The following is a 26,490-nucleotide window of genomic DNA, read 5'->3' on the forward strand; positions in this document are numbered from 1 at the left end:
GGAAAACGGGACTACTTGATGGCGCCGAAGGACAGGCCGCGGACGAGTTTGTTCTGTGCCAGCCACCCGGCCAGCACCACCGGCAGGGCCGCCATGGTGGCCGCGGCGCACAGTTTGGCCCAGTACAGGCCCTCACCGGCGATGAAGCCGACCATGAACACCGGCATCGTCTGCGCGCGCACGGCGGTGAGGCTGACGGCGAAGAAGAATTCGTTCCAGGAGAAGATGACGCAGATCAGCGCGGTCGCCGCGATGCCCGGCGAGACCAGCGGGAGAATCACTTCGCGCACCGAGCGCCACAGGCTCGCGCCGTCGAGACTGGCCGCCTCGAGCAGTTCGCCGGGCACTTCGAGGAAGAACGAGCGCATCATCCAGATCGCGATCGGCAGGTTCATCGCGGTGTAGAGCACGATCAACGCCCAGATGTTGTCCAGCAGGCCGATATTGGACACGATCACATACAGCGGGACGATCGCGGCGACGATCGGCAGCATCTTGGTGCTGATGAAGAAGAACAGCGCGTCGCGGGTCTTGGCGACCGGGCGCAGCGACAGCGCGAAGGCCGCGGGTACCCCGAGTGCCAGCACCAGCAGCGTCGAGATGCCGGTCGCGAACAGTGAATTCAGCAGGCCGGTGCCGACGCCCTGGTCGAAGACGGCGCGGAAGCCGTCCAGGGTCGGGGTGAAGATCAGCTTCGGGGTGTCGGTGTAGGCGTCGACCTCCTGTTTGAAGGCGGTGAGCACCATCCAGAAGACCGGGAAGAAGAAGCCGAGCCCGGCGATCCAGGCGAGCACGCCCCATGCTTCGAACTTGCGGCGCTTGACCTTACGTGCGCGCCCTGCGGTGGTGGTGCTCATCAGGCTGCCTCTTCCTTGCCGGTGAACGTCTTGAAGATCAACCGCAGCGCGAAGTTGGCGATCACGATGGTGAACACCACGACGATGACGCCCATCGCGGCCGCCTGGCCGATGTCGAAGCCGAGGAACGCGCGCTGGTAGATGTAGAACGGCAGATTCGAACTGGCGGTGCCGGGTCCGCCCTGGGTGATCATGTAGATGGCGTCGAAGGTGTTGACCAGGTAGATCGCCCCGAGCACGGTGCCCAGTTCGATGAACCGGCGCAGATGCGGCAGGGTCAGTTCTCGGAACAGCTGGAAGGCGTTGCCGCCGTCGACGCGGCCCGCCTCGAGGATGTCGCGCGGCATCGATTGCAGCCCGGCCAGGATCAGCAGCATCATGAACGGCGTCCACTGCCACACCAGGTTGATCATCACCGCGGCCAGCGGATACCTGCTGACCCAGTCGATCTCGCCCACGCCGAACGGGGAGAGGACGAAGTTCACGATGCCGAACACCGGGTCGAGCATCGCCGTCTTCCACAGCAGCGCACCGGCCACCGGCGTCACCAGGAACGGGGTGATGAGCAGGGTTCGCACGATGCCGCGGCCGAGGAACGCCCGGTCGAGCAGCAAGGCCAGCAGCAGCCCGAGGACCACCGAGATCAGCACGGTGCCGACGATGAGGACCACCGTGTTGACGGCCACCTGCCAGAACGTGCTGTCGACGACGACGTCGAGATAGTTGCGTAGCCCGACGAAATGGCTGGAGCCGGGCCGCACCAGGTTCCACGACAGCGTCGAGTAGTAGAGCGTGAACAGGAACGGGATCTGGGTGACCACGATCATGAAGATCAGCGCGGGCAGCAGCGGTCCGCGGCGGCGCCACCCCTCGGCGCGGGAGATGTTGGCGCCCTTGGTCTTCCGGATCCGGTCCACCCGCTGCGCCTGGGTGAGCGGACGGCGTTCCTGCGGGGTGTCCGGGGCGATGGCGGTCATGACGCCTCCTGGTAGGTGCGGCCGACGGCCTGTGCGTAGTCCTGGGCCTGTTCGAGCGCGGCGTCGACCGACTTCTGGCCCGCGATGGCGGCGCTGATCTGCTGACTGACCCTGGTGCCGAGATCCTGGAACTCCGGAATCGCCACGAACTGCACGCCGGTGTACGGAACCGGTTGCACGGTGGGCTGTTTCGGTGTCGCACCGGAGATGGATTCCACCGTCAGCTCGCCGTAGGTCGCCGAGCGCTCCCGGTACTCCGGGATCTGGTAGGTCGACAGGCGGCTGCCCGGTGGCACCCGCTCCCAGCCGAGTTCGCTGCCGACCAGCTCGATGTAGTCCTTGTTCGTCATCCAGGAGATGAACTGCCAGGCCGCGTCGGGCTTGTCGCTGCTGTGCGGGATGCCGAGCGACCAGGTGTAGAGCCAGCCGGGCTTGGCCTTGTCGACCTTCGGCGCCATGGCGTAGCCGATCTTGCCCGCCACCGTCGAGGAACCCGGGTCCTCGAGCACCGACACCGCCGAGGTCGCGTCGTACCACATCGCGGTGCGGCCCTGGCCGAATTGCGTCGCGCACTCGTTGAATCCGCTGGTCGCCGCGCCGGATTGGCCGTGCTCGCGTACCAGGTCGACGTAGAACTGCACGGCACGGCGGGTTTCGGGACTGGTCAGCTGGGCGTTCCAGTTCTCGTCGAACCAGCGTCCGCCGAAGGTGTTGATCACCGTGTTCAACGGCGCGAGCACCTCACCCCAGCCCGGCTTGCCGCGCAGGCAGATGCCGGACATGCCCGGCCCGTCGAGTTGTTCGGCGGCGTCGGCGACCTGCTGCCAGGTGGGTTCGCGCGGCATCGTGATACCCGCCTGTTCGAACAGGTCCTTCCGGTACATCAGGAACGACGATTCGCCGTAGAACGGCACCGAATACATGTCGCCCTCGTACGACAGCGAATCACGCAGGGTGGGAATGAAATCCGTCTCGTCGTAGCCGGGCGTGCGATCGATGTAGTCGGAAAGGTTGACCAGCCAACCGTTCTCGGCCCACTGCGGGGTCTCGTAGTTGCTGATCATCACCACGTCGAACTCGCCACCGCCCATGGCCGTCGAGGCGGTGATCTTGGCGCGCGCCTGGTTCTCGGAGAGGGTGACGAACCGTAGCTCGGTGCCGGGATTCTCCGCTTCGAACCGGGCGGCGAGGGCGCGGGCGTCGGTCATCTGCGAGTTGGACACCATGGCGATGGTGACCGTGCGATCGCCCGCCCCCAGCGATCCGGCTCCCGCGCAGCCGGCGGTCGCCAGGAGTGCCGCGGCGGCGAGGCAACTCGCGAAACGGTGTCGGACACGTCGTCGTGTTTTCACCATCGGTATTCCTTACTGTTGCAACAGATAACGAGCGCAGTCGATGTCGCAGACGAGCAGCTTGGCCAGTCCACCGCGCAGCGCGCCGAGGACGGCGCGATGCCTGCCCGCACCGGCGGAGATCAGGATCGACTTCTCGCAGGCCCGGATCCGTTCCAGCGGAGCCGAGATCGTGCGTTCCTGCAGACCGCTGTCCACGGCGCGGCCGTCGAGGTCGAAGAAGCGCCCGCCGATCTCGCCGACGGCGCCGTCGGCGATGAGGTCGTCGAGGGTTCCGGCGTCGAGGAAGCTGCCTTCGAACAGGGTGGTCGCGGTGGAGGCCGGGCCGACGCCGAACAGCATCGCGTCGGCGGTCGCGCCGGTGTCGAGGGTGCGCGAGAGCATCGAATCGGCGTACAGCGAGGCGACGGTGGCCGGATCGGCGTACAGCGGCGCGGGCAGCCGGACGATCTCGGCCTGCAGCAGTTGCGCGCAGCGCCCGAGGATGAATTCGGTGCCGGTCTGGTAGTCGCCGGTGGTGATCGCGCCGTCGAGTTGCACCACCGTCCGGCAGGTGGCGACCCCGGAGGTCAGCGCCGAGGCGACGGCGGCCTGTTCGGGACCCCAGGTGATGCCGAGGACATCGGTGGGCGCGAGCCGGCGCAGCAGCAGGGCGGCCGCCGCGCGCCCGATCCCGGTGTAGGCCGCGGGATCACCGGGCAGTTCGACGGGCTGTCCGGCCACGACGACCGCCTCGGCGAGGCCGAAACGTCGTTCGAGTTCGCGCTCTTCGTCGGCGTGCAGATCGTCGCGCAGGGCGGGCGGGACGACCACTTCGATCCGCACCAGGCCGTTGGCCTTGGCCCGCGCCACCAAGCGGCCCGCGGTGGGGCGGGAAACACCGAGGCGGGTGGCGATCTCGGCCTGGGTGAGGCCGTCGAGGTAGTACATGGTCGCGGCGCGCAGCGCCAGACGCAGCTCGTCGGCGCTCGCTCCGCCGGTCTCGCCGTCGGTCACCGGGACCGCCACCTCTGTCACCGTCAACCTCCGTCGAGCAATCCAGCGTGAGCATGTGCTCAGTGGTGTGAGTAGATGCTCAATAGGCTAACATGGCGACTGTGACGCACACAACACTTTCGCCCGGCGCGCGGATGCGGGCGGCGGTCCTGGTCGCACCGGGCCGGATCGAGATCGAGGAGCGCCCGGTACCCGCGCCCGGACCGGGTGATGTGCTGGTCCGGGTGTCCTCGGTGGGCGTGTGCGGGTCCGACACGCACTACTTCCGGCACGGCCGGATCGGCGATTTCGTCGTCGAGTCACCCCTGGTGCTCGGCCACGAGGCCGCGGGGACGATCGTCGCCGTCGGCGCGGGCGTCGAGGCGGGCCGGATCGGCGAGCGCGTCTCGATCGAGCCGCAGCGGCCCGATCCCGGCAGCGCCGAGACGCAGCGCGGCGACTATCACCTGTGCCCCCGGATGCGGTTCTTCGGCACCCCGCCGGTCGACGGTGCCTTCTGCGATTACGTCACCATCGGCGCGACCTTTGCCCATCCGGTGCCCGACACCGTCTCCGACGAGGCCGCTGCGCTGTGCGAGCCACTGTCTGTGGGTCTGGCCGCTGTGCGCAAGGCCGGAATCGGCGTCGGTGCAAGGGTTTTGATCGCCGGTGCGGGTCCGATCGGGTTGCTCACCGCCCAGGTGGCGCGCGCCTGCGGAGCTGTGGAGATCGTGGTGAGCGATCCTGATCCGCTGCGGCGTAGTCGCGCCATGGAGAACGGGGCGACCACGGTGTCCGAACCCGGCACCGACCACACCGACCTGCGCGTCGACGCCTTCATTGATGCCTCCGGTGCGGTGGCGGCGGTGACGGCCGGGATCACGGCGGTGCGGCCCGCTGGCACGGTCGTACTCGTCGGCTCCGGCCCGGCGACGATGGAACTGCCGACCCAGCTGATCCAGAATCGAGAACTCACTCTCACCGGCGTCTTCCGCTATTCCCACACCTGGCCGACGGCCATCGCGCTCGTCAACTCCGGCCGCATCGATCTCGACGAATTGGTGACCGCCCGCTTCCCCTTCGAGCGGGTGGCCGAGGCGCTCGACTCGGATCGTGTCGCGGGTACCGTGAAATCGGTGGTGACGGTGTCATGAAACTCGATGCGACGACCCTGCCCGCGTTCGACCTGCCCAAGCCGACCTACGACCGGACCGAAATCGGTGTCGGCATCGTGCATTTCGGCGTCGGCGGTTTCCATCGCGCCCACCAGGCGGCCTATCTCGACGAACTGATGAACCAGGGCCGCGCACGGGAGTGGGGCATCTGCGGGGTGGGCGTGCTGCCCGGCGATCGCCGGATGGCCGAGGCGCTCACCGCGCAGGACGGTCTCTACACCCTGCTCGTCGAGCATCCCGACGGCACCCGGTCGGCCCGGATCATCGGTTCGCTGGTCGACTACCGCTACGCGCCCGACGACCCGGAATCGGTGCTCGAGATCCTCGCCGCCCCGACCACCCGGATCGTCTCGCTGACGATCACCGAGGGCGGCTACGAGGCGGACTCCCCCGACACCGAGATCAGTGTTTTCGGCCTGCTCACCGAGGCATTGGCGCGGCGGCGGGCGCGTGGAGTGCCCGCGCCGACGGTGATGTCGTGCGACAACATCGAGAACAACGGTGCCGTGGCCCGGCGCGCGCTGATCCGGCACGCCGAGCGCGTGGATCCGGAACTGGCCGCGTGGATCGAGGCAGAGGTCCGGTTCCCGAGTTCGATGGTCGACCGGATCACCCCGGTCACCACCGAGAGCGTGATCGACGCGGTCGCAGGCGAATTCGGCGTCGACGACCGCTGGCCGGTGGTGGCCGAGCCGTATACGGCCTGGGTACTGGAGGACGATTTCGCCGACGGCCGTCCGCCGCTCGATGCCGCGGGGGTGCTGCTGGTCGACGACGTCACCCCCTACGAGCTGATGAAACTGCGACTGCTGAACGCCGGGCACCAGAGTCTGTGCTACTTCGCCTATCTCGCCGGGTACCGGCTCGTCCACGACGCGGCGGTCGACCCCCTGTTCGCCGAATTCCTCGACGCCTACATGGAATTCGAGGCCACACCCACTCTGCTCCCGGTCCCCGGTATCGATCTCACCGAATACCGGCGAACCCTGCTGCGGCGCTTCGCCAATCCCGGTATCGCCGACACCATCGCCCGGCTGTGCGCCTGGTCCTCGGACCGCATACCCCAGTGGTTGCTGCCGGTCATCCGCGCCAATCTGGCCAGTGGCGGCTCGATCCGCCTGGCCGCGGCCACCGTCGCCGCGTGGGCCCGCTACGCCGAAGGAATCGACGAGCAGGGCGACCCGATCGAGGTCGTCGACCAACTGGCCGACCAGCTCATCCCCCTGGCCCGCACCCAGCGCACCGACCCGACAGCCTTCATCGACAACACCGCACTCTTCGGCGACCTGGGATCCGACCCCCGCTTCACCGAAGCCTATGTGCACGCGCTGAATTCGCTCCACCACCACGGTGCCTGCGCGACGCTGGCGTGGTTGCTCGACAAGGAGACGGCATGACCGACGACAACGGAGCTCTCGTCATCGGCGAAGCCCTGATCGACATCGTGGTGCGCGACGGACGAACTCGCGCCGAACACGTCGGCGGCAGTCCCCTCAATGTCGCCGTGGGTTTGGCCCGCCTGGGCCGCGACGTCGCCTTCCGCACCCGGCTCGGCGCCGACCCCCACGGCGAACGCATCGCCCGGTACCTCACCGACTCCGGCATCCGCCTGCTACCGGGCGAAGCTGCCACACGCACCTCGACCGCGGTGGCCACCCTCGGCGCCGACGGCTCCGCCGAGTACGAGTTCGACCTGTTGTGGGACCTCCCCGCAACCACGGAATCTGTTGGCGCACAGGTGATCCACACCGGATCCATCGCCGCCCTCCTCGAACCCGGCTGCCTCGCCGTCACCGAGATCCTGCGAGCAGGGCGTCCCACCGCGACGATCACCTACGACCCGAACATCCGCCCCTCGATCATCGGCGACGACCCGGCCGCACACCAACGCGTCGAACACCTCGTCTCCCTCAGCGACGTCGTCAAGGTCAGCGACGAGGACCTGCACTGGATCGACCCCTCGCGCACCCCGGAACAGATCGCCCGCGACTGGCTCGCCACCGGACCGTCGCTGGTCGCGGTGACCACGGGCGCCCGCGGCGCGTTCGCTGTATGTGCCACGGGCATCACTTCGATCCCCGCTCACCCGGTCGAGGTCGTCGACACCGTCGGCGCCGGCGATGCCTTCACCGCTGGACTGATCGACGCCCTCTGGTCAGCCGATCTGCTCGGCGCCCAGCACCGAGCCACGCTGTCCACCATCAGCACCGACACCCTCACCCACATCCTCCGAACCGCGACCCTGACCTCGGCCCTCACCGTCGCCCGCCCCGGCGCCGACCCACCCGACCGAACCGCGCTCGACGCCGCCATCGCCGCCTGCTCGGACAACCTGCCTTGATGTCAGCGGGCGGGCCGGGGTGCAGGGCCAGGCGGTAGATGTTGGGCCGATCCATCACGGTCCGGCGCGGCCGGGTGCCATGACCTCGGAGGTCATTGAGACGATGACCGGCCGCTGGCAACGTCTATGTCATGACCACGATGACCACCTTCGAATCGGGCACCGGCCTGCTCACCGCGTTGCGGGTAGACGGCTGGAGCACCGGCGTCTTCGGCGCTTTTCTGCTGGCCACGGCCCCGTTATTGCGCGATCCGCTCGGATTGCCGACCTCCTGGTCGATCCCCTTCGGCGTCGGCATGCTGGGCGGCGCCGCCGCACTGCTGCTCATCGCGCGCCACCCGCGGCCACCGTCTCGCCTGGCTGCCGTCGTCGTCGCGGTCAACGCGCTGTCAGCGGTGCTCATGGTCGAACTCGCTGCCATCAACCTGATTCCGCTGACGAATTGGGGCCGGGTCTTCCTGCTCGCGGGCGCAACGTTCGTCGCGAGTTTCGCCGCCCTCGAGTTCGCGGGCCTGCGTCGCCGGGGACCGGTGACGTCGTGACTGACGAAACTGCCATCCTCGCCCTGCTGCGCGCGCAGATGGATGCCTGGGCTGCAGGTGACGGCCCCGCCTTCGCCGCCACGTTCACCCCCGACGCCGATTTCGTATCGGTAATCGGGGAACGCATCCGTGGCCGGACCGAACTCGCCACCGTCATGCAGGAGGGCTTCGACGGGTTCATGAAGGGCACCCGCATGGCCGAACCCGAAGCCACCGCGCTGCGCTTCCCGGCACCGAATGTCGCGGTGCTGATCACCGTGGGCGATCGCCCCATGCCCCCGGGCGCGACCGCGCCACCCGATGCCCGGTCCGTCCAAACCCGAGTCGCGGTGCGCCACACAGGAACCTGGCTTTTCACCACCTTCCAGAACACCCGGATCAGCCAGTTCCCGCAGTGAGTCGGGTGCGCGGCATTACGCGTGCGTGCCAGGCCTTGGTTCCTCAGACCCCGTAGAGCGAGCGGCGGGCGGTGACGAATCGGCCGCGGACGTCGGCGGCCCAGCCAGCGCCCTCGGGCTCTATCGTGGCATCTATTCGCGTTGCCCAAGCGGGCGGTTCGGTGCCGCCGTGCAGTGCCCAAGCGGCCTGACGGGCCGCGCCGAGGGCGACGTACTCCTCGGGGGCCGGGACGAGGACGGGCATCTCGAAGACCTCGGCGGCCGCGTGGCGCAGGGCCGAGGAGCGGGCGCCTCCACCGATCAGGAGTGCGTGTTCGATCGGGATGCCGATGGCGCGCAGGCTGTCCTGGGCGTCGCGCAGGGTCTCGAGCACGCCGAGGACGGCGGCGCGGGCGATGTTCTCGGACGTCATGTTGGCGCGGGTGATTCCGACGAGGGCGCCGGTCGCATCCGGCAGATCCGGAGTCCGTTCGCCGTCGAGATACGGGATCAGCGTGAGCCCGGCGGCATCGGGCGCCCCGGTCTGGGCGAGGCGGTCGAATTCGGTGAGGTCGACGCCGAGCATCGCCGCGGTGGCCGCGAGCACCCTGGCGGCATTGATGGTGGCGAGCAGGGGGAGGTTGCGGCCGGTCGCGTCCGCGAAGCCGGCCACCGCGCCGGTCGGGTCGGACACCGGGTGTGTGGTCGTGGAGAACACCGTTCCGCTGGTGCCGATGCTGATGATCACACCGCCCTCCCGCACGCCCAATCCCAGTGCGGCACCGGCATTGTCACCACACCCGGCGGCCACCGGGATCCCGGTGTGCGTGGCACCCGCGACCTGCGCGGGCCCGAGCACCTCGGGCAATTCCGGCACATGGCCGAGGACGCGTTCGACGATGTCGGTCCGGTAGCGCTCCTCCGGCACGGAGTAATAGCCGGTACCCGAAGCATCGCTGCGGTCGGTGCTCGGCGCCCCGTCGCACGAGCGCAACCGCCAGGACAGCCAGTCGTGCGGCAGCAGCACCGCGGCGGTCCGCGCGGCAAGGTCGGGATGGTTCTCGGCCAGCCAGGCGAGCTTGGTCGCGGTGAAGGACGGCACGGGAACGGTACCGATGGTGCTCGCCCACCAGTCCGGACCGAACTCGTCGCGAAGACGACGTGCCTGCGGCGCCGACCGCATGTCATTCCACAGCAGCGCGTCATGCACCGGCGCCCCGCCCGCATCGATCGCGATCATCCCGTGCTGCTGCGCACTCACCGAGATCGCCGACGCCCGACCGAGCATCCCCAGCTCAGCTCCCCCACGCGGATCGTCCCCGAACCGTCCCGTCACCGCCTCTTCCAGCGCACGCCACCAACATCCCGGATCCACCGCGGTCCCCTCCGGATGCGGCGCCTGCCCCCGATCCACCACCCGCCCCGTCTCCGCCTCCACGAGCACCACCTTGGTGCTCTGCGTAGACGAGTCGATCCCCGCGACCAGCCGCCCGTCCGTCACGATCGCCCACCACACGTGATACCGGCTGCTGGAGTAGATCTTTCGACCATCTGCACGCTTCCTCTCCACGGTTGCGGCGCATCCCGATTCCCTGGCTCAGGACCGGGTCATCGTCCGCACCGGCCGCGCCCATTCACGTCCCGGTGGGAGCCTGGCCAGCCTAGTCCGCACAGCCACACCGGCGGCGCCGATCGCGCAGTCGGCAAGACCCGACCGGACCGATCAGGTCCAGAAATCCGCGTGGACGGCGCGCGCCGCAGGCAGGTCGACCGGCCCGAGGACCGGGAGCTCACGCTGCCCCGCGGCGAAGACCGTGCGGCACGGCAGGGCCATGGTCGGGTTCTCCGGATTCGCGCCGGTCAGGGCGAGCAGTTCGTCCTCGCCGAGGGCGTAGGCGACGCGGCCGATGCCCGCCCAGTAGATCGCGCCCGCGCACATAGCGCAGGGTTCGGTGCTGGTGTAGAGCGTGCAGGTGCGCAAGAAGCCAGGATCGTAAGTGGCAGTGGACAACCGGACCAGGTTCGTCTCGGCGTGACCGGTCGCGTCGCGGCCGGTGGTGACGGTGTTCTCCGCCTCCAGCAACACCACGCCGTCGGGTCCGGCGAGCAACGCGCCGAAGGGGTGGTTGCCGTGCTCGCGGGAGCGGCGAGCGATCGCGACGGCGGTGTCGAGCAGGGCGCGGTCGATGTCGGTCGCGGCGGTCATGCAGTGATCTCCTTCGAAGAGGTTTCGGCGCCGAGGCGGATGCTCAGCACATAGTGGACGAGTCCGGCCGTCACGAACGCGACGAGCGCGGCGGACGCGCCGAGCGCGGGCCAGCGATCGGCGATCGGGTCGACCTCCACGTCGCCTACTCGATCGCCGGTCATCCATCCAGCGCAGGAACGTATTCCGCATGGATGTCGCCGCCGAACAACTTCCAGTAGAAGGCGTTCGTCTTCGCGGCGGCGGGTGCGTGCCGGATCAGGATCGCGGCCACGCCCGGCGACACGTCGTCCGGAATGCGGCCGGCGGCGCACCGCTCGACGTACGCGTTGCGGGCGACCGGGCCGCCACTGGCCGGCATCGGCACGCCACAGACATCGGTCACCAGCCAATTGACCAGCCGCATGGCGGCGTAGTCGGCGTCGTGCGTGGCGTGCTGTTCGACGAACTCGCGCTCGGCGGGCGACAAGTCGAAACGCGCCGAGGTGGCCAGCCCGAAGTCGCTGAGATGGATCCGCTCCCCATCGCTGCGGAGATTGCCGAAATGTCCGTCCATGTGCAGCAGCTCCCACTCGTCGAGGAAAGCGACGATCTCCGAAAGCTGCTGTGCGACAACGGCGGCCTTGCCTGCAGGATCCTCGCGCAGCCAGTCCGACATCGAGTACGGGATGTATTCGCACAGCAACACCAGGCTCGATGGCGCGGCGGCCAGCGCCTCGAGGCGAGCACGCACGGCTGGATGGCCTCCGTGAGCGGCCACCACCGCATCGATATCGGCGTGGTCGGCGGCGATCGGTGCCCGGCCCGGCAGCACTCGCCAGTGGTACAGCATCGGAAATGACCGCGCCCGACCAGTCAGGACACCCTCGGTGACGATGATGTTCGCGGCCAGCTCACGCCACGCGTTGAAGCCAGGGCCACCGATGCCGTACTGACAGAACACCGGCAGATCGAACAGATTCGCGGTGGAACCCGGATGGGCCAGTTCCCGCTCGGTCAGCGGAACGCGCTTGGCGAACACCGGCACGCCGTCGACGTCGACAACCGCCGAACCCCCACCCACACCCACGCTCTGGGACCGGCCCGTCGTCACGAGCTCGGCGAGATCATCGTCGCCGAGCGAAGCCAGCAGTGCCGACATCCTCCGATGGCGGTCACTCCTGGCCCCTGTCATCACACGAGTCTGCCACCGGCCGTCCTATCTGAACGCGGCGACGTTGCGTGCCACCCACTGGGCGAATGTTCCCGGTGCTCGGCCGAGGATCTTCTCGACGTCCGGGCTCACCTCTTGCTCGCCGGACGGTTCGCCCAGGATGGCCAGGGTCGATTCCACGACCGGTTCGGGCATGAATCCCAGCATCTGCGTGCGTGCCTGCTCCCGGGTCAACTCGACGAACCGCACCGGCTCGGCCAAAGCGTCCGCGATCGCCTCGGCCTGCTCCCGGGGCGAGATCGCCGCGGGTCCGGTCAGGTCATAGATGTGGCCGCCATGGCCCGGCTCACGCAGCACCGCGGCGGCGACCTCGGCGATGTCCACCGGGTCGATGACCGGTAGCGCGACATCGCCGAACGGTGCGGCAATGGTCCGTTCTGCGCGGACGGACTCGATCCACTGAAAAGCGTTGGAGGCGAAGCCACCCGGCCGCAGTATGGTCCATTCCAGGCCCGATTGTTCGATCACCTCCTCCAGGTCCGAGGGGTGCCGCCCCGTCGAAACACCCTGGGAGGACAAGAAGACGATCCGCCGAATCCCGCCGGCACGTGCCGCATCGAGGATTCCGCTCAGGTCTCCGCTGGCGGTCAACCAGTCCCCGGTGATCAGCAGGAACAGCGCGTCGGCACCGGCGAGGGCGGGCCCGAGACTCTCCAGGTCCAACAGGTCGACCCGCACCGGGCGTACCCCCGCGGGGACGTCCGACTCCGTGATCCCCCGCGAGATCGCCGTCACCTGTTCGCCCGCATCCACGAGCACCTGCACCAATGTCCGTCCGATGTTCCCGGTCGCACCCGTCACCACGATCATGAGCCACTCCTCCGTCTTGAATTTCCCGACGTCGCGACGCTAGCATCGTAAAGTAAGTAGGTACCTAGAAGAAAGTAACAGTGATGTTGGACAGCAACGCCGCCCCGGAACTCGCCTGCCCGGTCACCCCCGTCGTCGACATCGTCTTCAGCCGCTGGACCACCCCGATCCTGTGGAGCCTGGACAATTTCGGCAGGCAACGCTTCGGCGAGCTCGAACGCCGCATCGGCGGCATCACCTCGAAGGTCCTCACCCAGCGCCTCCGCCAACTGGAACGCGACGGCCTGGTACTCCGCACCTACCACCCCGAAATGCCACCCCGAGTCGAATACGAGATCAGCGAACTGGGCCGCAGCCTGGCCCCGGTCTTCGCAACCCTCGGCGAATGGGCCGCCGACAACCTCCCCAAGGTCGAGGCCGCGCGCCACAAGTACGACGCGGACTCATAATCCGCTGGTCACGCGTACGCGATCCACCATGTCCGCAGTTCGGAGCGGGAAGGTGGGGCGGGTGGGGCTCGAACCCACGACCAGCGGATTATGAGTCCGCGGCTCTAACCGACTGAGCTACCGCCCCAGGGCCGCGGTGCACCCGCGGGCGAGTGGGATCGTACCCGGTGGGGTGCGGCGTTGACCACTCGGCGAGCCGGGGAATGGGGTGTTCGGGGGGCGGATCGGAGGGGTTGGCGGAGGTCGGCCGGGAAGGTGGTTGTCCGGGAATTCGGGCGATCGCACTGCCGGGGCCAGGGGTGTTGGGGAACGCAGTCTACGGCGATCGGTACCGCGTCGTCGTGGTGCTGACGCGGTGACCGATCACCGTCCTGGTACCTCACCGAATCCGGTTGGTAGCTAAGAGTTTTCGACCTTCTCACGCTGCCGCGGCACGCGTTCTTCGCGGACGCGACGGTCGATGGATCCCCCTGGGTTGCTGGCCACCTTGATCACGAGGGCGACCAACAACAGAACCGCGGCGATGACCGCGACGACTATGAGTCCCTGCACAGAATGAACTTATCGTGTATTCCGTTGTAGCGCATAATAAGTTACAATGTCGCGCCAACCGTCAAGACGGTACGACCCAGTGCCGAGCGGTCCTCGATCGCCGCATGGGCGCGTTCGACCTGGTCGAGCGGGAAGGTCTGTCCCACAACAACTTCCAACCTTCCGGCGGCCACCTCCGCCTGGGCACGCCGGGCGATGGCCAGCCAGTCGGTCACCTTGCCGACGGCAGCGAACAGATCGATCACTGTGACACCACGCACACCAGCGGCCTCCGCGTCACCGGTGCCGAACTCTCCTGCGGCGGAGCCGTATCCGAGGAAGACACCGTTGTCGGCGGTCACCGCCAACCCCAGCGCGCCGATACCACCACCCGCACCATCGAACACGACGTTCGCGCCACCACCGGTGAGCTCACGAACCCGCTCGTCCCAGCCGTCGACAGAGTAGTCGACGACGGCGTCGGCACCCAATCGCGTTGCGAGCGCGAGCTTTTCCGTACCGCGAGCCGCGGCGACAACCTTGGCGCCCGCCGCGACCGACAGCTGGATGAGCAGCGTGCCGAGGCCACCCGCCGCCGCCGTGACCAGCACCCAGGAGTCGGGTCGCACGGCAGCCGAATCGAACACGGCGAGCGCGGTACGGCCGTCGTGGGCCAGCGCGACGGCCTGCTGCGTGGTCACGCCCTCGGCGATCTCGACGAGGGTGGCCGCCTTGGCCAATGACTGCTCGGCGTAGCCACCGGTGGGCACGCCGCCACCGATGCCACTGGACGCGGTCTGGGTGACGACCCGCTTACCCAGCCACTGCGCATCGACCTCGGCGCCGAGCGCGCTGACGACACCGGCGATCGCCCCACCGGGCACGTACGGCAGGGTCAGCGGGAAGAAGTCCTGCCCCCAGCCGCCGCGCAGCCGGGTGTCGAGGAACATGACGTCGGCGACCTCGACATCGACGACCACCTCACCCGGACCCGGTTGCGGCGCAGCTACTTCCAGCACCTCGAGTACTTCGGGACCACCGAACTCTTTGACCTGTACTGCACGCATCGCGACGACTCCTTCATGGTGTTCACGGACGCGTCAAGCATGAAACCTGAACTCCAGTTCAGGTCAAGGCTGCTGCGACCTGGATCACACCATCAGGACCCGCCACCGCAACCGCCGCCACCACCGCAGCTACTGCTGCTGCTGGAGCCACCCCCACCACAGCCGATACCACTGCCACCATCGGACCCACCGCTCCCGCCCCGATCACCGTGATCATGCCCCGAGGCGCCGTCGACGTAGAGGTAGGTTCCGGCCGTCCCCGCCACCCAGGCTCCCCCACCGTGCCCGCTTCCGTCGTACCCACCGCCACGCGACCGGTTCGACCGGCGGACCAGCACCACGATGACCCCGATGAGCACCGGAACGAACACGGCGAACAACACGAGAAAGACCACGAGCAGCGACACCATACCTGTCAGGCTAACCGCCGCGCGGACCGACGGCAGCTCGTCACCCAGGGGCCTTACAGTGAATTCATGGCGCTCTCGATCCCCCGATTCGGCCCCCGCGCGGTCGACCTCACCCGGGTCGACCGCGCCGTGGCCGAACTGCGCCTCCCCGAGGCGATCTTCAAGACCTGCCCCTGGCAACCCCGCGAACTCGTGGAAACCGGTCTGCGCCAATGGTTGCGCTGCTGCGGCGCGGCCCTGCGCGACGATCAGGTGATCGGCATGCCCTCGCACGCGGTCGACGAGGCCTGGCACGGCCTCATCCTGTGCACCCGGCTCTACGCCGACTTCTGTGCCCGCGCCTACGGCCGATTCCTGCACCACCACCCGGAGGGGGTGGGCGACACGGCCGGACACGGGTCGATGGCCGAACAGCTCGGCCGCACGGTGGTCGCCTGGTCGATGGTGGCGCGACCCGACGAGCAGTGCGTGCTGTGGGACCTGGACCGGCAGGTCGGTGTCGACCAGCCGTGGGGCCTCGACGCCCGGCACGTCGCTGCCGTGGAGGAGCAATTGCGCCTGGCGTGAGCCTCGCATGGTACTGCGGCGACCCTCGGAAATTACTGCGGAAATCATCAATGTGGCGCCGCGGGAGTTCTCCCTACGCTCGGTGTCGTTGCCGTGCTGGAAGTCGCGGTGCGCCGGAGTCGACAGTTCACAGGAGTGTCAATGATCGTGCGGCTCACCGCGGCCGTGGTCGCCATCGCGTTCGGTCTTGTCGTTTTCGCGCCACCGGCCGATGCGTCCAGGCTCGACAGCGTGGCGATCGCCGAGGTGGTCGAGGCGAACCTCGGTCCCACCCGGCTGCCGGGCGTCGCCGTGGCGGTGGTCGAGAAGGGGCACGTGCTGCACACCGGCGGCTACGGTCATGACGCCGACGGTGCGCCAGTCAGCGGGTCGAGCCCGATGCGCATCGCCTCGCTGTCGAAGTCGTTCACCGCGCTGGCGGTGCTGCAACTGGTCGAGGCGGGGGCGGTCGCGCTCGACGATCCGGTGGTCCAGCATCTCCCGGAGTTCGCGTCGGCGGATCCGCGAGCCGATCGGATCACGCTGCGCAACCTCCTCGACCACAGCTCCGGAATGTCGGACACCACCTTCCCCGAGGGTGAACTGCGCCAACCGGAGTCGTTGCGGGCAGCCGTCGCGAGCGCGAGCGAAGCCGAATTGGCTGCCGACCCGGGCGAGCAGCACATGTACCACAACCCCAACTACTGGGTGGCCGCGCGACTGGTGGAGGTGGTGAGCGGACTACCGTTCGCAACCTATCTGGACAGCCGGATACTCGGGTCGCTGGGTATGAATTCAACAGTAGCGGTGGACAATTGGCGCGATGCGGTCCCCGGCCTCGTCGACGGCCACAACCGGTTTCTCGGGATCACCTGGCCACGTTCGGAGCCGGATCGTTTCGTTGCCGGGTCGGCCGGGATGGTGTCCACGGCCGACGATCTCGCGCGATGGATGCTGCTCAACCTCGGCGACACCTCGCGCGAAATCCTCTCTCCGGCAGGAATATCGGAACTGCACCGGCCCAGCGCGCCGGATGGGCACTACGCACTCGGCTGGGACAATCCACCAGGACAGCCGCGGCAGATCTCCCACAGCGCGTCGTCGTTCACCTCCACGGCGACCATGGTGCTGCTGCCCGACAGCGGGGTCGGGATCGCGGTGCTGTCCAACAGCCGGGTCGCGCTCGAATCCGATACCGAAGCGATCATGGAAGACCTCATCGCGCTGGCACTGGGCGAATCCCCGCGGGGCACTCGTCTTCCGCTCGCGTTCATCGCTGATGTGACAGTGCTGGCAGCAGGAGTGGCCGTGGTCGCCGCCGGTGCTCGGCAGATCCGGCGATCGCGAAGCTGGGCCGCGCACCGAAAGTCCCGGCTGAGCAAGACATTCGGTGTGCTCGTCTACCTGTGCCCGGCGGTGATCTTCGTCTGCTTCACCCGGATGCTCGAGCTGGTCACCGGCGGCCGGGGCGTCTCCTTCCGCTTGCTGTCGCACGTGTGGCCGACCCTGCTCGCCGTGGTCGCGACGACGGCAGTGGTCGGCCTCACGATCGCGATCGCTCGCGCCCTCGCGCTCCGGGAAAGCCGGAACGCCGCCTAGACCAGCTTCATCCGCCGGGCGGCGAAACGCACCGCGCCGGGGGCGATCCGGTTGATCCGGTACTGCAGCCACGATTCCGGCGTCACCGGGACGATGTCGCGGCCGGTGCGCACCGCCTTCACGATCTGGGTGGCGACCTTGTCGGGGGTGTAACCGCGCCGCTGGTACAGCTTGTCGAACTTCTGCTGCGCGGCCACCTCCTCCTCGGCGGAGACGCCCGAGATACGCGTGGTGGCAACAATATTGGTGTGCACGATGCCGGGGCACACGGTCGAGACCGAGATGCCACGATCGGCCAGTTCGGCCCGCAGGCAGTCGGAGAACATGAACACCGCCGACTTGCTGGTGGCGTAGGCGGCCATGTCGCGCTGCGGGCTGTAGGCGGCCATGCTGGCCAGGTTCACGATGTGCCCGCCCAGGCCGCGCTCGGCCATGGCGGTGCCGAAGGCACGGCAGCCGTTGACCACACCGCCCAGGTTGATCCGCAGGACCCGGTCGAACTCCTCGGACGTGGTGTCGAGGAAGCTACCGGCCTGGCCGACCCCGGCATTGTTGATCAGGATGTCGGGCACCCCGTGCGCCGCGATCACGGCCTCGGCGTGCGCGCGCACCGCCTCCTCGCTCGACACGTCGAGCGAATAGGAATGCGCCACACCACCTTCGGCGGCCACCAGCTCCGCGGTCTGCTTGGCGGCGAGCTCGTTGACATCGGAGACCACCAGCTCCGCGCCCAGGCGCGCGAACGCGAGCGCGGTCTCGCGGCCGATACCGCTGCCCGCGCCGGTGACGACCACCAGGTTGTCGTCGAATTCCCTTCGGGTGCGGCCGACTTCGGCCCTGGCCAGGCCGCGCGCTACACCGGCGCCGTCGAGGGCATCGATCAGTTCGGTGGTCGCGGTGGCGAGGAGTTCCGGATGCGAGAACGGCATCCAGTGCCCGGCGGGCACGTCGCGGCGCCACAGCCGGTCGGTCCACTTGCCCGAGTCGTCGTAGCCGGCGGGCCGCACGGCGACATCGCGCCCGGCGACGATCAGCTGCACCGGCACTTCGGTGCGCCGCTCGCGCGGGGAGAGCATGCGCTCGACGATGTTGGCGCGGTAGATGAGCAGGCCGTCGACCATGTCGCGACGGAAGGTCGGACCGAGCTTGACGTTGGCGGCCGGAGTGTCGTTCATCAGGGAAACAGCGCGCTGCCACACCTTTTCGGTGCCGATGGCGCCGAAGGTGACGCGCGGCAACACCGGGGTCATGAAGAAGAAGGTGTAGGCCGAGGACAGCAGCTGGGTCACCGGCTGCCACACATTGCGCGGTGTGGGCCGCGACAGACGATCGCGGACCCAGCTGGCCAGGTGATCGAGGTTGGGGCCCGAGACCGAGGTGAACGAAGCGACCCGCTCGGCGGCCTGCGGTTCGCACACCGCCTCCCAGACCTGCACCGAACCCCAGTCGTGGGCGAGCACGTGCACGGGACGATCGGGGCTCACGGCGTCGAGGACGGCGTAGAAGTCACGGGCCAGTTCGTCGAGGCGGAAGTCGGCGGTGCGCTGGGTGCGGGTGGAGGCGCCGTGGCCGCGGGTGTCGTAGGCGACCACGTGGAAGCGCTCCGACAGCAGCGGGATCACCGTGTCCCACAGGTGATGGGTGTCGGGCCAGCCGTGCACGAGCACGATGGTGTCGGCGGCGGGATTTCCGTATTCGTACACCGCGATGTCGAACTCGCCGCTACGGACGACGCGCTCGTTCGCGACCTGGGGGCTGTCGATCGTCATGGTCTTTCGGACTCCTTGTCCCGGAATCGAACTCACAGGTCGAGCACCAATCGCTCACCGTGGGAACGGGATACGCAGGCGAGCAGCTCACCGGCGGCATGGTCGGCATCGGAGAGCACGGTCTCGCGATGGTCTGGTTCGCCCGAGCGCACCCGCACCACACAGGTGCGGCAGAAACCCTGCCTGCACGAGTAGGGCTGATCGGGACGCGACTCGAGAATGGTGTCGAGCACGGTGCGGTCGGCCGGCACCGTCACCACCTCGCCGGTGGAGGCGAATTCGATCTCGAAGGCGGTGCCGTCGACGATCGGCGGCGGGGAGAACCGTTCGTAGTGCAGTTCCACCTCGGGCATCGTGCGCACGGCGGCGACGATGGCCGAGGTCATCGGGGTCGGCCCGCAGGCGTAGACGGCGGTGCCGGGGCCGACGCCGGGCAGCAGCGCCGCCGCGTCGGGCAGGCCGTGTTCGTCGTCGGTGCGCACCACCACGTGCGCGCCGAAACCCTCGATCTCGGCCAGGAACGGGATGGTGTCGCGGCTGCGGCCGCTGTAGACCAGCGTCCACGGCACGCCGAGCCGATGCGCGAGCCGGGCCATCGGCAGGATCGGGGTGATCCCGATACCACCGGCGACGAAGTGCAGGCGCTGGGCGGGTGACCCGTGGCCGGGCACGGCGAACGGGAACGCGTTGCGCGGCCCGCGCACCACGAACCGGCTGCCCACCGGCAGTTCGTCGTGCACCTCGGTCGAGCCGCCGCCCCCGTCGGGGATCCGGCGCACGGCGACGCGGTAGGCACGCTCGTCGGCGGGGTCACCGCACAGCGAATACTGCCGCAACCGGCCCGACGGCAGTTCCAGATCCAGGTGCGCGCCGGGACGCCAGCGCGGCAGGACACGACCGTCCGGGGCTTCCAGGCGCAGGCTCACCACGTCCTGGTCGTGGGCCTCGATCCGCCGTTCGGTCACCACCACCGGGAACCGGCGGTCGTCGGCGCGCAGCCGACGCAGGTCACCGCGATTGACCAGCGCGCTCCACCGCAGCCGGGTGGTCGCGATCGCGTCGAGGACCCTGATCCCCGGATCGTGGCGGTGCTTGCCGTAGAGATCGGCGGGGAAGTCGCGGGTGGTCACGAAGCCGCCGCGCGCGCCGCCGGTGACTTGGCCAGGTAGGCGACGGCCTGGGCCGTCGAGCCGACATTGCCGGGGTCGTAGCCGGGCTGGAACGTCGACAGCGCGCTGATCAGCAGCGACGGCACACCGGGCAGCGCACCCCGCCACATGGCGCCGAACACCTTGGTGAGCAGGCGCAGATAGCCGTGATCGGGCAGCGCCGGATCCTGCTGGACGAGGAACCTGGTCCCGCGCACGACCAGCGAGAGGAAGATCGGGAACACCAGGACCATCGACGCGCACCGGCGTACGTAGCCGACGCCGAAGTACACCGCCACGTCGTGGGCGACATTGCGATGCTCGACCTCCTCGGCGCCGTGCCAGCGGAACAGATCGGCCATGCGCGGGTCGGCGCCGAACTTCTCCAGGTCGGCGTTGAGGACCCAGTCACCGAGCCAGGCGAAGAAGTGCTCGAGGCAGGCGATGAAGGCGAGCCGTTCCACCAGCATCTGGCGGGCGGCGTGATCGTCGCCGCCGCGCGGACCCAGCGTCTTGCGGAACAGATACTCCATCTGCCGCAGATACGGTCCCGGCTCGATGCCGTGCGCGGCGAACACCTCGCCGAGCACCTTCTCGTGGGTGCTCGCGTGCATCGATTCCTGCCCGATGAAACCGAGCATGTCCTCGCGCAGCTTCTCGTCCTTGACGTAGGGCAGCGCTTCCCGATAGGTCGCGCAGAACATGCGCTCGCCCTCGGGCAGGAGCATGTTCAGCGCACTGATCAGATGACTGGCCACCGGCTCGGCGGGCATCCAGTGCAGAGCCACGTCCGACCAGTCGAAGGTCACATTGCGAGCCTGCAGCGCGACCTGACCCGGATCGGTGTCCGGTCGCCGAGCGGCCCGGCGAAGTAACTTCATCGGTACTCCTCGTCCTCCCGCGCAGAGCTCCTGCGAGCGCTGCGGCGCAACGGTGCGCCGTGTTCTGCGGTAGGGCAATGATACATCTATGTAGTATTTGAGGTAACACCTATTTTGGTGCGGTTTTGCCCGCCGTCACCCGGCGAACGCCGCCACCGCCAGGGCCACGCAGGCGGTGAGATGGAGCCATTTGTGCTCGGCCAGCACCCCGACGTACTCGCGGAGCAGCGCGAACGGCAGGTAGAGGCGCGAGGTCGGCGCACCGATCGCCTGGGCGTCGAGGCCGACCGCGCGGGCCAGGATCGCGGTCCTGAGCACATGGAAGTTGCTGGTCACCAACACGATGTCGTGCTCGATGCCGCGCTGGGCCAGCAGCTGCTTGCTGAACAGGAGGTTCTCGCGGGTGGTGGTCGATCGGTCCTCGCGCAGCACCGCTTCGGCCGGCACGCCGCGCTCTTCGAGGTAGCTGCCCATCGCGTCCGCTTCGGCGATGCGCTCGCCGGAGCCCTTGCCACCGCTGACCACCAGCAGCGGCGCGGGTCCGCGGACGCTCTCGGCGCGCCACCGGTCCAGTGCTCGGTCCAGTCTGCTCGCCAGTAGCGGCGGTACCCGGTCGCCCCGCAGACCGGCGCCGTGCACGACGATGGCGGCGGCGTCCTCGGTGTGGGTGGTCCACGCGTAGACCAGTGCGTAGAGCAGGAAGGCGACCAGCAGGAACCCGAGATAGGCGATGACGAGCACGATCGCGATCTGGACCGGAGCCGCGCCGGTCACGGTGACCCCCGAGGCGACGAGTGGTCCACCGGCGCACAGGATTCCGAGCAACAACAGGACCCCGTTGCCGAACCGGCGCCGGTCTCCCCGGAAACGCAGCACGAACACTCCGAGCAGAACGACGCCGACCGCCAGCAAGATCACTTGGTTCAGCGTATCGGGCCGATCGGTGTGGTCAGCGGATCGATCTCCGCCGGACCAGACGGCGCAGCGGAACCGCCGGATCCCAGGGTGCGTCGCGTCCCCGCGTCAACGGGTAACAGGCGAAGCCGATGGCCGCGGCGCCCGCGTGACCGAGGTCGGTGAAGGTCCGGTCGAGGAAGACAGGCGGGACGACGACCGCGAGGACGCCCACCAGATACAGCCACCGCCACGGCGACACCAGCCGATAGACCAGCACCGCGGCGACCCCGGCCAGCGCGTAGCTCACGCCGACATCGAGGGTGTACATCGCCCGCTCGGGCGCCTCGTCGTTGCGGATCGCCCACAGCAGCACGCCCTGGCTCAGATAGGTGGCCCCGACGTGGGCGAGGATCGCCACCACCAGCCAGCGCAGCGTGCCGAGCCAGCGTTCGGCGTTGGCGTGGAAGATCGTGAACAGCGCCGCGTAGGCGAACCAGCCGCCGCCGTCGGTCCAGAACGCGCTACCAACCAGCACCCGCAGCGGATCCTCGCCGAGGTGGTGCAGGTTGGTCGAGCGGTGACCGAGCCAGACCCGCGCGTCCTCGGGCGGGAGCCGGGCGATGATCACCGTGGTCACCGCCAGCGCGGTCAGCCACAGGTAGGTGCCCGGCGCGCTGCGGATCCACCGCCACACACCCGCTGCCAGTTCACCGCTCCGTGCCCGCAAGACCGCGCTCACCACGCCAGTGTGCCAGGAATTCGATTGCCGGGTCGTTGCCAGATCCGCGGCGGGTGCCGCCACCAATCGGGGCGGCCCTGTTTCCGCCGACCATCCCCGGGTAGGCGCACACCGAACGTCCACCCGATCCGAGGAGGCAGTCGTGCCGCAGCAAGCGTGGAGCGCCAAGCGGGAACGCCAGTACAAGGACATCAAGAAGTCGGAGCTCGAGCGCGGCACCAGCGAGAAGCGCGCCGAGGAGATCGCCGCGCGCACGGTGAACAAGACCCGGGCCCAGCAGGGCGAAGCCGCGACATCCAGCAAGCTCTCCCGCACCGATACCTCGCCCGCGCGCCGCGGTGGTCAGCGCGCGCACCGCAAGGGCCCGCGCGGCCTGACCCGCGACCAGCTCTACGACGAGGCCCGGCGGCGCAACATCGACGGCCGCTCGAAGATGAACAAGCAGGAACTCGCCCACGCCCTCGGCCGCGACTGAGCACCGCGAAAGGCCCGCCATGCAGATCGGATTCAAATTGGCGGCCGAGGCGTTCGGCCCGAACGAGCTGGTGCGACAAGCGGTTCGGGCCGAAGCCGTCGGCTTCGATTTCGTCGAGATGAGCGACCACTTCCACCCCTGGCTGGACAATCAGGGCCACTCACCGTTCGCCTGGACCGTCCTCGGCACCATCGCCGCGCGCACCGAGCGGATCGGCCTCGCCACCGGCGTGACCTGCCCGATCATCCGCTATCACCCGGCGATCATCGCGCAGGCCGCCGCCACCACCGCACTGGTCTCCGACGGGCGGTTCACCCTGGGCATCGGCTCGGGTGAGCGGCTCAACGAGCACATCACCGGCGCGGAGTTCCCGCCGGTGCGGGTGCGGCAGCGGATGCTGCGCGAAGCCCTCGAGATCATCCGGCTGCTCTGGCGCGGCGGATATCGCAGCTACGACGGGCGATACCTGTCGCTGTCGGACGCCCGGGTGTTCGATCTCCCCGAGACCCTGCCCGACATCGCGGTGGCCGCGGGTGGGCCGAACGCGGCGGTGATCGCCGCCGAACTCGGCGACGGCCTGTTCGCCACCGAGCCGAAACCCGAACTCGTGCAGGCCTATCGGCAGGCAGGCGGGCAGGGACCGCGCTATGCCGAACTGGGTGTGGCGTTCGCGCCCACCGAGGAGGAGGGCGCCGAGGCGGCACTGTCGACGAACCGGTGGTCGGTCGGCGGCTGGAAGGTGATGAGCGAGCTACCCAACCCGGTCAACTTCGCCGCCGCCACGACCACCGTCCGAATCGAGGACATGCTCGACGGCTTCGTCTGCGGCAACGACCCGCACCGCTATGTGAAGGCAGTGCGCGAGTACACCGACGCGGGCTACGACCGCGTCGTCCTGATGAACGCGGGCCCGGACATGGACGCCTTCCTCGACTTCTACGCCGACGAACTCGCCCCACTCCTGCGCGCCGCGAACTGAGAGATGACTCGTGCCAACGACCACGGTGACGCCGCCGTCCGCGACGCCACCACCTTCGCCCACCTCCCCGCGACGGTGACCCGGGTTCCCGACCTCGACCGGCTGTCCGAGGCCGGGTGAGCCGGGGTCACCAGCCGGGGTCGGTGTCCATGGGGACGTTGATCCAGCTCGGGCGGGACGGGTCGAGTTCCAGGTGCTGGGTGCGCAGGCCGCTCTCGTTGAGCAACGGGCGCAGCGGGATTCCGCTGGGGAAGTTGCCCGCGAAGATGTCGACGCGGAGGCGGTGGCCCGGCTGCAGGACACCGTCGGTGGCCCTGATGCCGATGTCGACCGTCGTCGGTTCGCCCGGGACGACCGGCTGGCGGGTGTCCAGGGTGAGGTACGGGTACGGATCGGTGTAGTCGCCGTTGGGTGAGCGCGTGGAGTTGGCTTCGTCGACGGTGCGCAACGAGGCCATCAGCTGGCCCTGCGACCAGACCGTCGAGCGGCCGTCGGGGGCGACGTCGTTCACGGTCACCGTCCAGTAGCCGTCGGTGGTGTCGAGGACGGTGTTCAGGTGCGCGGCGATGGAACCGGAGATGCGGGTCGGCTGGTTCACCGGGGCGGTGGTGAAGGTCAGCGCGGCGCCCTCACTGATCCGGGCGTCCTTGATGCAGATGTCCGGGAGGGGAACCAGGCCCGCCGTGCCCTGCGCGGCATCGCGCGAGCAGATGGTGGCCAGACTCGGATCGACCGAGACCCGCTGCGCCCCACCGGGTGCGGTGACCAGACTGCCGTCGAACCTGGCGCCCGGCGCGGTCCCGGAGGAGGCGGGGTCGAGGTACAGCCGCCGGTGCTGCATGCCCGGCCGCGGGAACGCGACATCGGTGGTCCACTGCTCGCTGCCCTGCTGCCACAGGGTGACCGGGTCGTAGCGGTCGATGCCGTTGTCGATGCCCTTGAGCCACTTGTCGAACCACGCGCGCTGCAGCGATTCCAGCGGGGCGGGCGCGCCGGGCTGACCCAGCCCCGAGCTCACGGTCACGTGGTAGACGTTGCCCATGACGAGCTTCTTCTGCTCGGCGGGCACGTCGACGGCGTTGTAGATGCGCGGCGAGGAGTAGGTGAAGATGTCGTGCCAGCCGCCGTAGATGAACGTCGGCACCTTGACCTGATCGGGCTTGCCGACCCACGCGGTCCGCAGCGCGCTCTCGTCGTCGAGGACCGCGTTCAGCTCCGGCGGGACCTGGTCGATGCTCGGGGTGGTGAGCGCGGCGATGAGCACATTGAAGAAGGTGAACGGATCGCTGACGCGGTCGGCCAGCCAGGTCCAGTCGAACCTGCCGGTCAGGATCGAGACCATGTCGGGCAGCAGTTTCGCGCCGTCGACGGCCAGCAGCCAGGCCGGGATGAAGCCGATGCCGAGCGCGCCACCAGGGGCGGCGACATCGCGGATCAAGTCGCTGCCGGGCACGATCGGGAAGATCGCCTTGAGCGCCTCGGGCTGCCGCTGCGCGGTGTGCAGCTGGTTGATCCCCGAGTAGGAGATGCCGCTCATGCCGATCTTGCCGTTCGACCAGCCCTGGTCGGCCGCCCAGTCGACGACCTCGACACCGTCGAGCTGCTCGCGTTCACCGAACACCTGCCAGGTGCCCTGCGAGAAGCCCGTGCCGCGCACGTCGACGACGACCTGCGTGTACCCGCCGCGGATGAGGTTGCGATCGACGCCGAACGTGCGTCCCGCACCGCCGGGCAGCGCGTTCATCATGTCGCTGAGGCTGCTGTAGCCGAACGCGGAGAAATCGAGGTTCTGCAGCACCGGCATCAGCACGTCCGACAGGCCGGGCACCGACAGTGCCGAGTCGGCGATGTTGGTGACCAGCTTGGTGTAGGGCGTCATGTTGACGATCGTCGGCGTCGGCTCGCTGATCGGCTGACCATCGGCGCCCGCCGGGTGATAGATGTTGGCTTTCAATACCGTTCCGTCACTCATCGTGATCGGCACGTCCCACTCGATGAAAACATTCGGGTACTGCTGCGGTCCGTTGTGGGTGGCGACGAACTGCGCGTCGAGCCCCTCGGCGGCCGGTGAGGCCTGCCCGACCGGGGCCGATGCGACAGCACCCGCGAACACGACGACAGATGCGACCAGCGCGGCCAGTCGCCCTCGATGTTTGATCATGCTTCGGTCTCAGC

The 26,490-nt window shown here is 68.7% G+C and carries 27 protein-coding genes and 1 tRNA gene; 10 read left to right on the forward strand and 18 right to left on the reverse strand.

All coding sequences use genetic code 11. From position 1 onward, the window contains the following. Nucleotides 1-11: 11 nt before the first annotated feature. From ACFVVM_RS24385 to ACFVVM_RS24400, 4 genes are read right to left on the reverse strand one after another with little or no spacing between them, the layout of a single operon-like run. Nucleotides 12-857 carry a carbohydrate ABC transporter permease gene (locus tag ACFVVM_RS24385; RefSeq protein ID WP_387622432.1) on the reverse strand — a complete coding sequence of 282 codons (846 nt, stop codon included), beginning with the start codon at nucleotides 855-857 and terminating at the stop codon, nucleotides 12-14. Further along, nucleotides 857-1,834: a carbohydrate ABC transporter permease gene (locus tag ACFVVM_RS24390; protein ID WP_387622435.1), complete on the reverse strand. Its 978-nt coding sequence runs from the start codon at nucleotides 1,832-1,834 to the stop codon at nucleotides 857-859. Before ACFVVM_RS24390 ends, ACFVVM_RS24385 begins: the two co-directional genes overlap by 1 nt. After that, on the reverse strand, nucleotides 1,831-3,189 hold the full coding sequence (locus ACFVVM_RS24395; protein WP_387622438.1) for an ABC transporter substrate-binding protein: 1,359 nt from the start codon (nucleotides 3,187-3,189) through the stop codon (nucleotides 1,831-1,833). Before ACFVVM_RS24395 ends, ACFVVM_RS24390 begins: the two co-directional genes overlap by 4 nt. A 9-nt stretch (nucleotides 3,190-3,198) precedes the next feature. Continuing rightward, entirely contained in the window at nucleotides 3,199-4,194 is a 996-nt protein-coding gene (locus ACFVVM_RS24400; RefSeq protein ID WP_387623471.1) for a sugar-binding transcriptional regulator, read from the reverse strand. Between the two features lie 122 nt (nucleotides 4,195-4,316). Between ACFVVM_RS24400 and ACFVVM_RS24405 the strand changes: the two genes are divergently transcribed. From ACFVVM_RS24405 to ACFVVM_RS24425, 5 genes are all read left to right on the forward strand, one after another. Continuing rightward, nucleotides 4,317-5,315 carry an NAD(P)-dependent alcohol dehydrogenase gene (locus ACFVVM_RS24405; RefSeq protein WP_387623474.1) on the forward strand — a complete coding sequence of 333 codons (999 nt, stop codon included), beginning with the start codon at nucleotides 4,317-4,319 and terminating at the stop codon, nucleotides 5,313-5,315. After that, nucleotides 5,312-6,733 carry a mannitol dehydrogenase family protein gene (locus ACFVVM_RS24410; RefSeq protein ID WP_387622440.1) on the forward strand — a complete coding sequence of 474 codons (1,422 nt, stop codon included), beginning with the start codon at nucleotides 5,312-5,314 and terminating at the stop codon, nucleotides 6,731-6,733. The genes ACFVVM_RS24405 and ACFVVM_RS24410 overlap by 4 nt, the downstream gene beginning before the upstream one ends. Then, entirely contained in the window at nucleotides 6,730-7,677 is a 948-nt protein-coding gene (locus ACFVVM_RS24415) for a carbohydrate kinase (RefSeq protein WP_387622442.1), read from the forward strand. Before ACFVVM_RS24410 ends, ACFVVM_RS24415 begins: the two co-directional genes overlap by 4 nt. 131 nt (nucleotides 7,678-7,808) lie before the next feature. Continuing rightward, on the forward strand, nucleotides 7,809-8,219 hold the full coding sequence (locus ACFVVM_RS24420; protein ID WP_387622445.1) for a hypothetical protein: 411 nt from the start codon (nucleotides 7,809-7,811) through the stop codon (nucleotides 8,217-8,219). Further along, nucleotides 8,216-8,617 (forward strand): SgcJ/EcaC family oxidoreductase, encoded by a 402-nt coding sequence (locus tag ACFVVM_RS24425; RefSeq protein WP_387622447.1) that lies wholly within the window; start codon nucleotides 8,216-8,218, stop codon nucleotides 8,615-8,617. The genes ACFVVM_RS24420 and ACFVVM_RS24425 overlap by 4 nt, the downstream gene beginning before the upstream one ends. 43 nt (nucleotides 8,618-8,660) lie before the next feature. Here ACFVVM_RS24425 and xylB read toward each other — a convergent pair whose 3' ends face one another. The 5 genes from xylB to ACFVVM_RS24450 all read right to left on the reverse strand — a co-directional run bounded on the left by xylB (nucleotide 8,661) and on the right by ACFVVM_RS24450 (nucleotide 12,825). Next, nucleotides 8,661-10,097 carry a xylulokinase gene (xylB, locus tag ACFVVM_RS24430; RefSeq protein WP_387622449.1) on the reverse strand — a complete coding sequence of 479 codons (1,437 nt, stop codon included), beginning with the start codon at nucleotides 10,095-10,097 and terminating at the stop codon, nucleotides 8,661-8,663. Nucleotides 10,098-10,319: 222 nt separating this feature from the next. After that, entirely contained in the window at nucleotides 10,320-10,802 is a 483-nt protein-coding gene (locus ACFVVM_RS24435; protein WP_387622452.1) for a nucleoside deaminase, read from the reverse strand. Next, nucleotides 10,799-10,966, reverse strand: coding sequence for a hypothetical protein (locus ACFVVM_RS24440; protein WP_387622455.1), 168 nt, complete (start codon nucleotides 10,964-10,966; stop codon nucleotides 10,799-10,801). The genes ACFVVM_RS24435 and ACFVVM_RS24440 overlap by 4 nt, the downstream gene beginning before the upstream one ends. Next, nucleotides 10,963-11,829, reverse strand: a complete 867-nt coding sequence (locus tag ACFVVM_RS24445) for a serine/threonine protein phosphatase (protein ID WP_387622457.1) — start codon at nucleotides 11,827-11,829, stop codon at nucleotides 10,963-10,965. The genes ACFVVM_RS24440 and ACFVVM_RS24445 overlap by 4 nt, the downstream gene beginning before the upstream one ends. A 171-nt stretch (nucleotides 11,830-12,000) precedes the next feature. Then, entirely contained in the window at nucleotides 12,001-12,825 is an 825-nt protein-coding gene (locus ACFVVM_RS24450) for an NAD(P)H-binding protein (protein WP_387622459.1), read from the reverse strand. Between the two features lie 83 nt (nucleotides 12,826-12,908). Between ACFVVM_RS24450 and ACFVVM_RS24455 the strand changes: the two genes are divergently transcribed. Next, on the forward strand, nucleotides 12,909-13,274 hold the full coding sequence (locus ACFVVM_RS24455; RefSeq protein ID WP_387622461.1) for a winged helix-turn-helix transcriptional regulator: 366 nt from the start codon (nucleotides 12,909-12,911) through the stop codon (nucleotides 13,272-13,274). A gap of 53 nt (nucleotides 13,275-13,327) precedes the next feature. Here ACFVVM_RS24455 and ACFVVM_RS24460 read toward each other — a convergent pair. The 3 genes from ACFVVM_RS24460 to ACFVVM_RS24470 form a co-directional block, all read right to left on the reverse strand. After that, nucleotides 13,328-13,401: transfer RNA gene (locus ACFVVM_RS24460), tRNA-Ile, on the reverse strand. Between the two features lie 466 nt (nucleotides 13,402-13,867). Next, nucleotides 13,868-14,872 (reverse strand): zinc-binding dehydrogenase, encoded by a 1,005-nt coding sequence (locus tag ACFVVM_RS24465; RefSeq protein WP_387622464.1) that lies wholly within the window; start codon nucleotides 14,870-14,872, stop codon nucleotides 13,868-13,870. A 92-nt stretch (nucleotides 14,873-14,964) separates the two neighbouring features. Continuing rightward, nucleotides 14,965-15,282: a hypothetical protein gene (locus tag ACFVVM_RS24470; protein ID WP_387622466.1), complete on the reverse strand. Its 318-nt coding sequence runs from the start codon at nucleotides 15,280-15,282 to the stop codon at nucleotides 14,965-14,967. A gap of 66 nt (nucleotides 15,283-15,348) precedes the next feature. Here ACFVVM_RS24470 and ACFVVM_RS24475 point away from each other — a divergent pair, with 66 nt between their 5' ends. Both ACFVVM_RS24475 and ACFVVM_RS24480 read left to right on the forward strand, forming a co-directional pair. After that, nucleotides 15,349-15,849, forward strand: coding sequence for a hypothetical protein (locus tag ACFVVM_RS24475; RefSeq protein WP_387622469.1), 501 nt, complete (start codon nucleotides 15,349-15,351; stop codon nucleotides 15,847-15,849). Nucleotides 15,850-15,990: 141 nt separating this feature from the next. Continuing rightward, a complete protein-coding gene (locus ACFVVM_RS24480) occupies nucleotides 15,991-17,427 on the forward strand; it encodes a serine hydrolase domain-containing protein (protein ID WP_387622471.1) in 1,437 nt (478 codons plus the stop codon). Here the strand turns inward: ACFVVM_RS24480 and ACFVVM_RS24485 are convergent. The 5 genes from ACFVVM_RS24485 to ACFVVM_RS24505 form a co-directional block, all read right to left on the reverse strand. After that, nucleotides 17,424-19,196 (reverse strand): SDR family oxidoreductase, encoded by a 1,773-nt coding sequence (locus ACFVVM_RS24485; protein ID WP_387622474.1) that lies wholly within the window; start codon nucleotides 19,194-19,196, stop codon nucleotides 17,424-17,426. The two genes, ACFVVM_RS24480 and ACFVVM_RS24485, sit on opposite strands and share 4 nt — an antisense overlap. Before the next feature lie 32 nt (nucleotides 19,197-19,228). Next, nucleotides 19,229-20,326, reverse strand: a complete 1,098-nt coding sequence (locus ACFVVM_RS24490) for a PDR/VanB family oxidoreductase (protein ID WP_387622477.1) — start codon at nucleotides 20,324-20,326, stop codon at nucleotides 19,229-19,231. Next, nucleotides 20,323-21,225 carry a metal-dependent hydrolase gene (locus tag ACFVVM_RS24495; RefSeq protein WP_387622479.1) on the reverse strand — a complete coding sequence of 301 codons (903 nt, stop codon included), beginning with the start codon at nucleotides 21,223-21,225 and terminating at the stop codon, nucleotides 20,323-20,325. The genes ACFVVM_RS24490 and ACFVVM_RS24495 overlap by 4 nt, the downstream gene beginning before the upstream one ends. 135 nt (nucleotides 21,226-21,360) lie before the next feature. After that, on the reverse strand, nucleotides 21,361-22,143 hold the full coding sequence (locus tag ACFVVM_RS24500; RefSeq protein WP_387622481.1) for a YdcF family protein: 783 nt from the start codon (nucleotides 22,141-22,143) through the stop codon (nucleotides 21,361-21,363). A gap of 31 nt (nucleotides 22,144-22,174) precedes the next feature. Further along, nucleotides 22,175-22,861, reverse strand: a complete 687-nt coding sequence (locus tag ACFVVM_RS24505; protein WP_387622483.1) for a rhomboid-like protein — start codon at nucleotides 22,859-22,861, stop codon at nucleotides 22,175-22,177. Nucleotides 22,862-23,003: 142 nt separating this feature from the next. Here ACFVVM_RS24505 and ACFVVM_RS24510 point away from each other — a divergent pair, with 142 nt between their 5' ends. Then, nucleotides 23,004-23,336, forward strand: coding sequence for a plasmid stabilization protein (locus ACFVVM_RS24510; RefSeq protein ID WP_387622486.1), 333 nt, complete (start codon nucleotides 23,004-23,006; stop codon nucleotides 23,334-23,336). 19 nt (nucleotides 23,337-23,355) lie between these two features. Further along, nucleotides 23,356-24,315: a TIGR03557 family F420-dependent LLM class oxidoreductase gene (locus ACFVVM_RS24515; protein WP_387622488.1), complete on the forward strand. Its 960-nt coding sequence runs from the start codon at nucleotides 23,356-23,358 to the stop codon at nucleotides 24,313-24,315. Nucleotides 24,316-24,442: 127 nt separating this feature from the next. Here the strand turns inward: ACFVVM_RS24515 and ACFVVM_RS24520 are convergent, their stop codons facing one another. Further along, nucleotides 24,443-26,476, reverse strand: coding sequence for a CocE/NonD family hydrolase (locus ACFVVM_RS24520; RefSeq protein WP_387622490.1), 2,034 nt, complete (start codon nucleotides 26,474-26,476; stop codon nucleotides 24,443-24,445). Nucleotides 26,477-26,490: the final 14 nt, after the last annotated feature.

The sequence above is a fragment of the Nocardia sp. NPDC058176 genome, assembly GCF_042883805.1.
In the GTDB taxonomy this organism is placed as follows: Bacteria; Actinomycetota; Actinomycetes; order Mycobacteriales; family Mycobacteriaceae; genus Nocardia.

Bases quoted from the DNA above. Each gene is read 5' to 3' on its own strand.
- ACFVVM_RS24385 (WP_387622432.1), bottom strand. From the start codon at position 857: ATGAGCACCACCACCGCAGGGCGCGCACGTAAGGTCAAGCGCCGCAAG.
- ACFVVM_RS24390 (WP_387622435.1), bottom strand. From the start codon at position 1,834: ATGACCGCCATCGCCCCGGACACCCCGCAGGAACGCCGTCCGCTCACC.
- ACFVVM_RS24395 (WP_387622438.1), bottom strand. From the start codon at position 3,189: ATGGTGAAAACACGACGACGTGTCCGACACCGTTTCGCGAGTTGCCTC.
- ACFVVM_RS24405 (WP_387623474.1), top strand. From the start codon at position 4,317: ATGCGGGCGGCGGTCCTGGTCGCACCGGGCCGGATCGAGATCGAGGAG.
- ACFVVM_RS24410 (WP_387622440.1), top strand. From the start codon at position 5,312: ATGAAACTCGATGCGACGACCCTGCCCGCGTTCGACCTGCCCAAGCCG.
- ACFVVM_RS24415 (WP_387622442.1), top strand. From the start codon at position 6,730: ATGACCGACGACAACGGAGCTCTCGTCATCGGCGAAGCCCTGATCGAC.
- ACFVVM_RS24420 (WP_387622445.1), top strand. From the start codon at position 7,809: ATGACCACGATGACCACCTTCGAATCGGGCACCGGCCTGCTCACCGCG.
- ACFVVM_RS24435 (WP_387622452.1), bottom strand. From the start codon at position 10,802: ATGACCGCCGCGACCGACATCGACCGCGCCCTGCTCGACACCGCCGTC.
- ACFVVM_RS24440 (WP_387622455.1), bottom strand. From the start codon at position 10,966: ATGACCGGCGATCGAGTAGGCGACGTGGAGGTCGACCCGATCGCCGAT.
- ACFVVM_RS24450 (WP_387622459.1), bottom strand. From the start codon at position 12,825: ATGATCGTGGTGACGGGTGCGACCGGGAACATCGGACGGACATTGGTG.
- ACFVVM_RS24455 (WP_387622461.1), top strand. From the start codon at position 12,909: ATGTTGGACAGCAACGCCGCCCCGGAACTCGCCTGCCCGGTCACCCCC.
- ACFVVM_RS24465 (WP_387622464.1), bottom strand. From the start codon at position 14,872: ATGCGTGCAGTACAGGTCAAAGAGTTCGGTGGTCCCGAAGTACTCGAG.
- ACFVVM_RS24470 (WP_387622466.1), bottom strand. From the start codon at position 15,282: ATGGTGTCGCTGCTCGTGGTCTTTCTCGTGTTGTTCGCCGTGTTCGTT.
- ACFVVM_RS24475 (WP_387622469.1), top strand. From the start codon at position 15,349: ATGGCGCTCTCGATCCCCCGATTCGGCCCCCGCGCGGTCGACCTCACC.
- ACFVVM_RS24480 (WP_387622471.1), top strand. From the start codon at position 15,991: ATGATCGTGCGGCTCACCGCGGCCGTGGTCGCCATCGCGTTCGGTCTT.
- ACFVVM_RS24485 (WP_387622474.1), bottom strand. From the start codon at position 19,196: ATGACGATCGACAGCCCCCAGGTCGCGAACGAGCGCGTCGTCCGTAGC.
- ACFVVM_RS24495 (WP_387622479.1), bottom strand. From the start codon at position 21,225: ATGAAGTTACTTCGCCGGGCCGCTCGGCGACCGGACACCGATCCGGGT.
- ACFVVM_RS24515 (WP_387622488.1), top strand. From the start codon at position 23,356: ATGCAGATCGGATTCAAATTGGCGGCCGAGGCGTTCGGCCCGAACGAG.
- ACFVVM_RS24520 (WP_387622490.1), bottom strand. From the start codon at position 26,476: ATGATCAAACATCGAGGGCGACTGGCCGCGCTGGTCGCATCTGTCGTC.